The 4,567-nt window shown below is 75.1% G+C and carries 3 protein-coding genes; all 3 read left to right on the forward strand.

Going from position 1 to position 4,567, the window contains the following annotated elements; translation table 11 throughout:
• Positions 1-397: 397 nt before the first annotated feature.
• Positions 398-1,726 carry an ammonium transporter gene (locus AB0J00_RS05560; RefSeq protein ID WP_357741317.1) on the forward strand — a complete coding sequence of 443 codons (1,329 nt, stop codon included), beginning with the start codon at positions 398-400 and terminating at the stop codon, positions 1,724-1,726.
• Positions 1,723-2,061, forward strand: a complete 339-nt coding sequence (locus AB0J00_RS05565) for a P-II family nitrogen regulator (RefSeq protein WP_357741320.1) — start codon at positions 1,723-1,725, stop codon at positions 2,059-2,061. Before AB0J00_RS05560 ends, AB0J00_RS05565 begins: the two co-directional genes overlap by 4 nt.
• Before the next feature lie 87 nt (positions 2,062-2,148).
• Positions 2,149-4,567 (forward strand): [protein-PII] uridylyltransferase (locus AB0J00_RS05570; RefSeq protein ID WP_357741323.1); only part of this gene is annotated, 2,419 nt, incomplete at its 3' end.

Raw genomic sequence — 4,567 nt, forward strand, 5'->3', positions numbered from 1 at the left:
GCGGAGCCGGGGCGGAAGCCGACCCGTGCGATCGTCGGGTAGGCGAGACGCTCCTGCCGCGGAGCGGCTCCGACCGCACGAGTGGGGCCGGAGGCTCCGCGAGGAGGACGGGCAGCGGCTCCACGGCGGTGGGGGACGGAACCTGGTCGCGGTGCGGCCCGGAAGGGCCGCAATCCCATGCAGTGGGCGAGGAAACGCGGCGGAAACAGTCGTGACCGACACGCTGCCGCGTGTTCACGGCGGCGAAACACGGTCACGCCGCTCGCGGAAACACGAGGTCGGCACGGTTGTCGTGCGCTGCCGGACCCGGTGGCGCAACGCCCCTGCGCAGCCCTCGCGGCGCAGCCGGGCTGCCCGCACGTGGCCCCCGCCACACCGACAACCTCAGGAGGTTGCCGTGGTCAACACCGGCGACACCGCCTGGGTCCTGGCCAGCGCCGCCCTGGTGCTGCTGATGACCCCGGGTCTGGCGCTCTTCTACGGCGGCATGGTCCGCGCGAAGAGCGTGCTGAACATGATGATGATGAGCTTCGGGGCGCTGGCGCTGATCAGCGTGCTGTGGGTCCTGTACGGCTACTCGTTCGCCTTCGGCGACGACGCCGGCGCGGGGCTGATCGGTGACCCGAACCAGTACCTCGGGCTCAAGGGCCTGATGGAGGACACGACCAGCGAGGCCGGTGGGCTGCCCACCATGGCCTTCGTCGGCTTCCAGGCGGTCTTCGCGATCATCACCGTCGCGCTGATCTCCGGCGCCATCGCCGACCGCGCCAAGTTCTCCGCCTGGATGGTGTTCTCCGGCATCTGGGCCTCGATCGTCTACTTCCCGGTCGCCCACTGGGTGTTCGACTTCGACGCCGACGGCCACGTCGGCGGCTGGATCGCCAACGACCTCAAGGCGATCGACTTCGCCGGTGGCACCGCGGTGCACATCAACGCCGGTGCCGCGGGCCTCGCGCTCGCCCTGGTCCTGGGCAAGCGCCGCGGCTTCGGTCGCGAGCCGATGCGCCCGCACAACCTGACCCTGGTCATGGCCGGGGCCGGCCTGCTGTGGTTCGGCTGGTTCGGCTTCAACGCCGGCTCCGCGCTCGCGGCCAACAACACCGCCGCGGTCACCTGGGTCAACACCATGGTCGCCACCGGCGCTGCGGCGCTGGGCTGGCTGCTGCTGGAGAAGATCCGCGACGGCCACTCGACGTCGCTGGGTGCGGCCTCCGGTGTGGTCGCCGGCCTCGTCGCCATCACGCCGTCCTGCTCGGCGGTCTCGCCGATCGGCGCGATCATCATCGGGCTGATCGCCGGTGTGGTCTGCGCCCTTGCGGTGGGCCTGAAGTACCGGCTGGGCTTCGACGACTCGCTCGACGTCGTCGGCGTGCACCTGGTCGGCGGCCTGCTCGGCACGATCCTGATCGGCTTCCTGGCCACCGCGGACGCCCCGGCGGGTGTCGACGGCCTCTTCTACGGTGGGGGTGTCGACCAGCTCTGGCGCCAGGTCGTCGGTGCGTTCGTCGTCCTGCTGTTCTCCTTCGTCCTCACCTGGGTGATCGGCATGGCCATCCACAAGGCGATGGGCTTCCGCATCACCGAGGAGGAGGAGATCTCCGGCATCGACAGCGCGGAGCACGCGGAGACCGCCTACGACCTCAACTCCCTCGGGGGCGGCGGCGGGGCATCATTGGTCGGCCAGGCGCACGCCGAGGCCCGCAACAGGGAAGGAGCCCAGGCGTGAAGCTCGTCACCGCGATCGTCAAGCCGTTCAAGCTCGACGACGTCAAGAACGCCCTCGAGCTGATCGGCATCGCCGGTCTGACCGTCAGCGAGGTGCAGGGGTTCGGCCGCCAGCGCGGCCACACCGAGGTCTACCGCGGCGCGGAGTACCAGGTGGACTTCGTGCCCAAGGTCCGCATCGAGGTGGTCGTCAGCGAGCACGACGCCGCCCGGGTGGTCGACGCCGTCGTCGAGGCGGCCTCCACCGGCCAGATCGGCGACGGCAAGGTGTGGGTCACGACGATCGACGAGATCGTCCGGGTCCGCACCGGGGAGCGCGGCGCGGACGCGCTCTGAGCTGAGCTGCACGCGTCGGCCGGGGCCGCGGGGCGACCCGCAGCCCCGGCCGACGCCCTTCCCGTCCCTGATCGCGAAGAGGTGCCCGTGCCGCAGCCGCCCACCCCGCCCGCCCTCGCCGGGCTGCCCCGCGCCGAGCGGGTGCAGGTGCTCGACGACTGGCTGGGCGGCCTGCTCACCGAGGCGCTGGCAGGCACGCCCCGGACCGGCCGCCGCGGGGCGGACGCCGGCGGGCCGGCCGACGCCGGGATCGCGCTGGTCGCCGTGGGCAGCCTCGGCCGCCGCGAGCTGCCGCCGCTGGGCGACCTGGACCTGGTGCTGGTGCACGACGGCCGGCCGGAGATCGCCGCGCTGGCCGACGCGCTCTGGTACCCGGTGTGGGACGCCGGGCTGCGGCTGGACCACTCGGTGCGCACGATCGCCGAGGCGGTGTCGGTCGCCGGCGACGACGTCAAGGCCGGGCTCGGGCTGCTCGACGCCAGGCACGTCGCCGGGGACGCCGAGGTGACCGCCGAGCTGCGGACGACGACGCTCGCCTCCTGGCGCCAGCACGCCGGCCGGCTGCTGCCGCAGCTGCGCGAGCTGCGCCGGGCCCGCGCCCGGCAGGTCGGCGAGCTCGGCTTCCTGCTCGAGCCCGACCTGAAGGAGGCCTACGGCGGGCTGCGCGAGGGGCAGGTGCTGCGCGCGCTGGCCGCCGCCCAGCTGGCCGACGCGCCGCCGGCTGACGCGGGGGAGGCGTACGCGTTCCTGCTCGACGTCCGGGACGAGCTGCGCCGCAGCAGCGGCCGCGCCGGCGACGTGCTGGTGCGGCAGGAGCAGGCCGCCGTCGCGGCCGCCCTCCAGCTGGCGGACGACGACGCGCTGCTGCGCCAGGTGAGCCTCGCCGGCCGCCGGCTGGCGTTCGTCGCCGACGAGACCTGGCGGCGGGTGGACGCCGCCCTGGTGCGCCGGCCCCGCGCCCGCTACCGGCGGGTGCGCCGGGAGCCGCTGGCCGAGGGGCTGGTCCGGCAGGGCGACGAGGTCGTGCTCGCCCGCGACGCGCGCCCCGCCGTCGACCACGGCCTGGTGCTGCGCGGGGCGGCCGCCGCTGCGCGCGCGGACCTACTGCTGTCGCCGTACACGCTCAAGGTGCTGGCGGTGCACGCGCCGCCGCTGCCCGAGCCGTGGCCGCCGGAGGTCCGCTGGTCGTTCCTGCGGCTGCTGGCCAGCGGGCGCAGCGCCGTCCCGGTGCTGGAGCAGCTGGACCAGGAGGGGCTGCTCGCCCGGATGCTGCCGGAGTGGGACCGGGTGCGGTCGCTCCCGCAGCGGCACCCGTGGCACCGGTTCACCGTCGACCGGCACCTGGTCGAGGCGGCGGCCGCCGCGGCGGAGCTGACCCGCGACGTCGACCGGCCCGACCTGCTGCTGGTCGGCTCGCTGCTGCACGACATCGGCAAGGGCTGGCCCGGTGACCACAGCGAGGTCGGCGCGGTGGTCATGGAGGACATGGCCACCCGGATGGGGTTCAGCCCGCCGGACGTCGAGACGCTGGTCACCCTGGTGCGCCACCACCTGCTGCTGCCGGCCACCGCGACCCGCCGCGACATCGACGACCCCCTGACGGTCGACCGCGTGGTGGAGGCGATCGGCGGCGACCCGGCGGTGCTGCAGCTGCTGCACGCGCTGGCCCAGGCCGACGGCGCGGCCACCAGCACCTCCGCGTGGTCGCCGTGGAAGGCGCACCTGGTCGCCGCGCTCGTCGCCCGGGTCGCCGCCCGGCTGGGCAGCGCGCCGGTGCCCGAGCCGGTGCTGGAGCCCAGCGACCCGCAGGTGGCCACCCCGGCGCCGGAGATCCCGGGGCCGACCGCGCCGGTGACCGTGGGCGTGGAGGACGTGCTCGACGGGCAGCAGGTGACCTTCGGGGCCGCGGACCGCCCGGGGCTGTTCAGCCTGTGCGCGGGGGTGCTGGCGCTCAACCAGCTCGACGTCCGCGCCGCCCGGGTCAACGTGCGCGACGGCCACGGCACGCTGGTGTTCGCCGTCCGGCCCCGGTTCGGCCGGCCGCCGGTGCCGGAGATCCTCGCCGACGGCGTGCGCGCCGCGCTGGAGGGCACCCTGCCGATCGCCGAGCGGCTGCAGCAGCGGGAGCGGGACTACAGCCGCGGCGCCACCGCCGGGGCCGTGGCGGGGCCGCCGCCCCGGGTGTCGTGGTTCGACGCCGAGGCCACCGGCACCACCAGCCTGGTGGAGGTGCGGGCCGCCGACCGGGCCGGGCTGCTGCACCGGCTCACCGCGGCGCTGGCCGGCACCGGGCTGGACATCAGCTCGGCGACCGTCGAGACCCTCGGTGCCGACGCCGTCGACGCCTTCTACGTCTGCGACCCCTCGGGCACCCCGCTGGACCCTCCCCGCCGGGCCCGGGCCGAGCAGGCGCTGCTCGCAGTCGGTGTCGTCACCGCAGGTGGGGCACGCCCAGCTCATCAGGTCCGCCACGGGTCTCCCCCTCGCATCGGGTCGTGGCGGGCCG

This window comes from Modestobacter sp. NPDC049651 (assembly GCF_040659695.1).
Taxonomy (GTDB): Bacteria; Actinomycetota; Actinomycetes; order Mycobacteriales; family Geodermatophilaceae; genus Modestobacter.